The organism is Bacillus sp. LL01 (genome assembly GCF_001037965.1).
In genome coordinates this window covers 1-4,390 of the sequence record NZ_LFEL01000162.1, presented here as the reverse complement: position 1 = coordinate 4,390, position 4,390 = coordinate 1, and the positions used below count along the sequence as shown (strand labels likewise).

The following is a 4,390-nucleotide window of genomic DNA, read 5'->3' as shown; positions in this document are numbered from 1 at the left end:
ATTAGCGAAAAGATTAACTAAGTTCGGTTCAAGCATTAGGCTGCACTTGGTTCCTTTTACAGACATCCAACAACATCTTCACAAAGAAGCTCCAAGTAATTATCAAATGACACTAATGAGAAGAATGATGTTGAGGATAAGTGAAAGAATCGCACAAGAGCGGGGAATTTTAGCGATTGCATCTGGCGAAAGCTTAGGACAAGTTGCTAGTCAAACTCTCCACAGCATGAACACAATAAATGAAGTAACGAATYTACCAATCATTCGTCCTTTGGTGACAATGGATAAACTCGAAGTAATCGATATTGCTAAAAAAATTGATACGTATGAGACGTCGATCTTACCATTTGAAGATTGCTGTACGATCTTTTTGCCGCCAGATTCAAAAACGCGACCTAAAAGAGAGCATGCTAATAAATTCGAGAAGTATTTAGAAGTCGATCATTATATAGATGATGCTGTTAATAGAACGGAATCCATTCAAATCTCTAATGTAAACAAAGTGGAAAAAGAGATTGAGGATTTGTTTTAACATTTACAAACTTTCAATATTTCTCTCAGTAATTACCATAAAATAACGTGCATGTAAACTAGCCATGTGACTCATTCTATTAGTACAGAAGGAGGTGAGACACATGGCTAACAACAACAGCTCAAACCAACTTGTAGTACCTGGCGTACAACAAGCACTTGATCAAATGAAGTATGAAATCGCTTCTGAGTTTGGTGTACAATTAGGACCTGATGCTACAGCTCGCGCTAACGGATCTGTAGGTGGTGAAATCACTAAACGTCTAGTTCAAATGGCTGAACAACAATTCGGCGGACAACAACATTAATTCCATATGATGGCATAAAGAGGACGGTTTACCCGTCCTCTTTTATTTTTGTTATAAAATAATATTCAAAAAAATCATTTTTTTCTGTATAATGGTGACGAGGACATAGTGAGTAGAAAAGTCCTGTTTTATGAACTTGGCATCATGTATGTATAATTGAGGAGGATGATTATGGAACGASAACAGCTTATTGCACCAGACATTTACAATTTAGCACACGAAGTAGAACGTTATGCGAAAGATGAGGACCGCATAGCAATTGATTGGTCAGATGATAAGAATAACCGTCGCATTATCTCATACCCTGAATTGGTAGCTCACACAAATCGTTTTGCAAATGCTATGTTAAGTCAAGGATTAAAACAAGGTGACAAGGTTCTACTTATTTTACCTAGAGTCCCTGAAGCCTACTTCTCATACCTTGCGTGCTTGAAAGCAGGACTTGTTATCATTCCTTGTTCAGAAATGTTAAGAGCAAAGGATTTAGCATATCGCATTAACCATGCTGAAGCAAAAGCAATTATTGCTTACACAGGGTTTACGGATGAAGTTCAATCGTTAGGTGACACAACACCTACTCTTCAAACAAAATTAATTATTGGACAATCATTAGATGGTTGGGTTGATCTTATTGAAGAAGCTAAAAATGAAAGCGATTACTATGAAGGTGCACAAACAAAAAGAGATGAACTTGCTTTTCTTCCTTACACGTCAGGTACAACAGGAAATCCAAAAGCAGTTGTACATACTCATGGTTGGTCTTACGCTCATCTTCAAGTGGCTTCTAAAATGTGGCTTGATGTACAAGAAGGAGATAAAGTATGGGCAACAGCTGCACCGGGTTGGCAAAAATGGATTTGGAGTCCGTTTCTTTCAACAATTGGTGTAGGCGCAACAGCATATGTATATCATGGACGTTTTGATCCTAATGAGTATTTACAACGTCTAGAAGATGAAAAGATTAACGTACTATGTTGTACGCCGACAGAGTATCGATTAATGGCTAAAGTTGAGTCAATTGATAGTTATACATTACCTGAGTTRCGGAGCACTGTATCAGCAGGGGAACCATTAAATCGTCAAGTGATCGAAACATTTAAGCGTGCATTTAATGTGGATGTTCGTGATGGTTATGGTCAAACGGAAAATACATTATTAATTGGTAYACTTCAAGGGATGGAAATTAAACCGGGTTCTATGGGTAARCCAACACCAGGAAATGAAGTGGCAATCGTCGATGAGAATGGAGTCCCAGTTAAAGCAGGTGAAGTAGGAGATATCGCCATTCACAAGAGTGCACCAGCGTTATTCCGTGAGTATTATAAGGATCCAGAGCGTACGGCAATGGCTTACAGAGGAGACTACTATATCACTGGCGATCAAGCAAAATTAGATGAAGATGGTTACTTCTGGTTTGAAGGTCGTAGTGATGATATTATTATCAGCTCTGGATATACCATTGGACCATTTGAAGTAGAAGACGCTCTTACGAAACATCCGGCTGTAAAAGAATGTGCGGTTGTTGCATCACCAGATGAAATTAGAGGAAATATTGTTAAGGCATTCGTTGTACTAAGAGATCAAAACGAGGCTGGAAATGATCAGTTGATTGCTGAATTACAAGAGCATGTWAAGATTATGACCGCTCCTTATAAATATCCAAGAAAAATTGAGTTTTTACAAGAATTACCGAAAACAACGTCAGGAAAAATTAGACGTATTGAGCTTCGTCAACAAGAGAAAGCAAAATATACTAAGGCTTAAAAAAGAAGAATTTTGCCTATTTTATAGTGAGCGAGCGCTCGTACAGGATAGGGAAGGTGAAAAGCATGGCTCAAATGAGTCATGCTTTTTTAAATCGAGAGGCACAGTTAAATTGCAACTTCGTGAATTTTCTGTCAGGATAGTATCAAGTAAATGAAGCTTAAGTAAAAGAGTTGAAAGATAGGGGGATGCAATTTGGGCACTCTTTGGTGGAATGGCACTTTCTTTACGATGAAAGAAGAACAAGAAAAGGTTGAAGCGGTCTATGTAGAGGACGGCGTTATTGTTGATAGTGGCAGTAAGGATGATCTCATATCTAGTTATCGGGATCGAATGAAAGAGAGTAWAGATGTAGAAGGTGGATTTGTTTACCCTGGATTTGTAGATAGCCACTTACATATGGTAGGACATGGGGAACGTCTTATACGTTTGGATTTATCAGAAACACATTCAGCAAGCGAAATGAGTGAACAATTAGCAGAAGAAGTAAGAGAGACACCAATAGGGGAGTGGGTCTTTGCASAGGGGTGGAATGAGAATAATTTTGTTGACCGAAAGATATTTCATCGTAGTGAGCTAKATGATATTACTACCGAACATCCGATGTATTTGACACGAATTTGTAGACATGCAGCACTTGTGAATTCAAAAGCTTTAGCCCTAGCAGGCATAACAAAAGATACGCCAAACCCTGAAGGTGGTGTCATTGTTAGAGATGCTGATGGGAAGCCGACAGGTTATTTACTTGATGCTGCTACAGAGTTAGTGAAGTCAGTCATACCCCCAGTAGGAAAACAGTATGTGGAACGTGCATTAAAAAAAGCAACAAAGGATATGCTTCGATTGGGATTAGTTGGAGGGCATACRGAAGATCTCCATTATTATGGGGGATTTAAAGAGACGCTAGATGCTTTTAATCAAGTTATTGATGGAGTCAATATTAAGTTCAGGGCTCACTTACTCGTTCACCATGAAGCGATAAGTGAAATGAAAGAGACAGGTCATAAAAAAGGAGATGTTACTCCTTTTATTGAGTTAGGTGCTATGAAAATATTTGCCGATGGAGCCTTGGGTGGAAGGACGGCATTGCTAAGCGCTCCATATACAGATGACCCTAGAACAAATGGGGTAGCGATGCATCAACAAGAGGAATTAGAGAGGTTGGTTAAGAAAGCAAGAGAGGAGGATATGCCTGTCGCTATCCAWACCATTGGGGATGAAGCCCTCCACCTCGCTATTCAAGCTATTGAAAAGCATCCGTGTACACATGGTCGGGATAGGCTTATTCATGTCCAAGTGGTTAATGAGGAAATACTTAAGCGTTTAAAGAATTTAAGAGTTGTCCTTGATATTCAGCCTCGGTTTGTTGCAGCTGATTTTCCGTGGGTGATGGAAAGGTTAGGGGAAGTTCGCTTACCTTATTCATTTGCTTGGAAAAGATTACTCGATTCAGGCTTAGTTTGTGCAGGAGGGTCTGATGCGCCAATCGAGCCAGTTGATCCATTACTGGGCATTCATGCAGCCGTGACAAGAAAAAAACCAGGCGAAATACATAGCGGCTACTTACCTAATCAGAAATTATCGATGTTTGAAGCGATAAAATTATTTACGCAAGGTAGTGCAACAGCTATTGAAAAAGAAGAGACCCGTGGAGTCATTGCATCAGGATTCGTAGCTGATTTTACGGTTTTAGACGAGGATTTATTTGATGGTGACCCTGACAAGGCTCTTCGCACAAATGTACTGATGACGGTTGTGGATAATACGGTTATGTATAACCGTAATGA

The 4,390-nt window shown here is 39.3% G+C and carries 3 protein-coding genes and 1 pseudogene; all 4 read left to right on the top strand.

Annotated elements, in window-relative coordinates:
* A pseudogene (locus AB685_RS26990) lies at positions 1 to 532 on the top strand (tRNA 4-thiouridine(8) synthase ThiI); the annotation flags it as partial.
* A gap of 103 nt (positions 533 to 635) precedes the next feature.
* Positions 636 to 839, top strand: a complete 204-nt coding sequence (locus AB685_RS26985; RefSeq protein WP_047973682.1) for an alpha/beta-type small acid-soluble spore protein — start codon at positions 636 to 638, stop codon at positions 837 to 839.
* 171 nt (positions 840 to 1,010) lie between these two features.
* Positions 1,011 to 2,603 (top strand): acyl--CoA ligase, encoded by a 1,593-nt coding sequence (locus AB685_RS26980; protein ID WP_047973681.1) that lies wholly within the window; start codon positions 1,011 to 1,013, stop codon positions 2,601 to 2,603.
* A gap of 195 nt (positions 2,604 to 2,798) precedes the next feature.
* On the top strand, positions 2,799 to 4,390 hold a 1,592-nt coding region (locus tag AB685_RS26975), incomplete at its 3' end, for an amidohydrolase (RefSeq protein ID WP_047973680.1).

What these genes read in the sequence shown, in the direction of transcription:
- AB685_RS26985 (WP_047973682.1), top strand. Translation starts at nt 636, where the DNA reads ATGGCTAACAACAACAGCTCAAACCAACTTGTAGTACCTGGCGTACAA.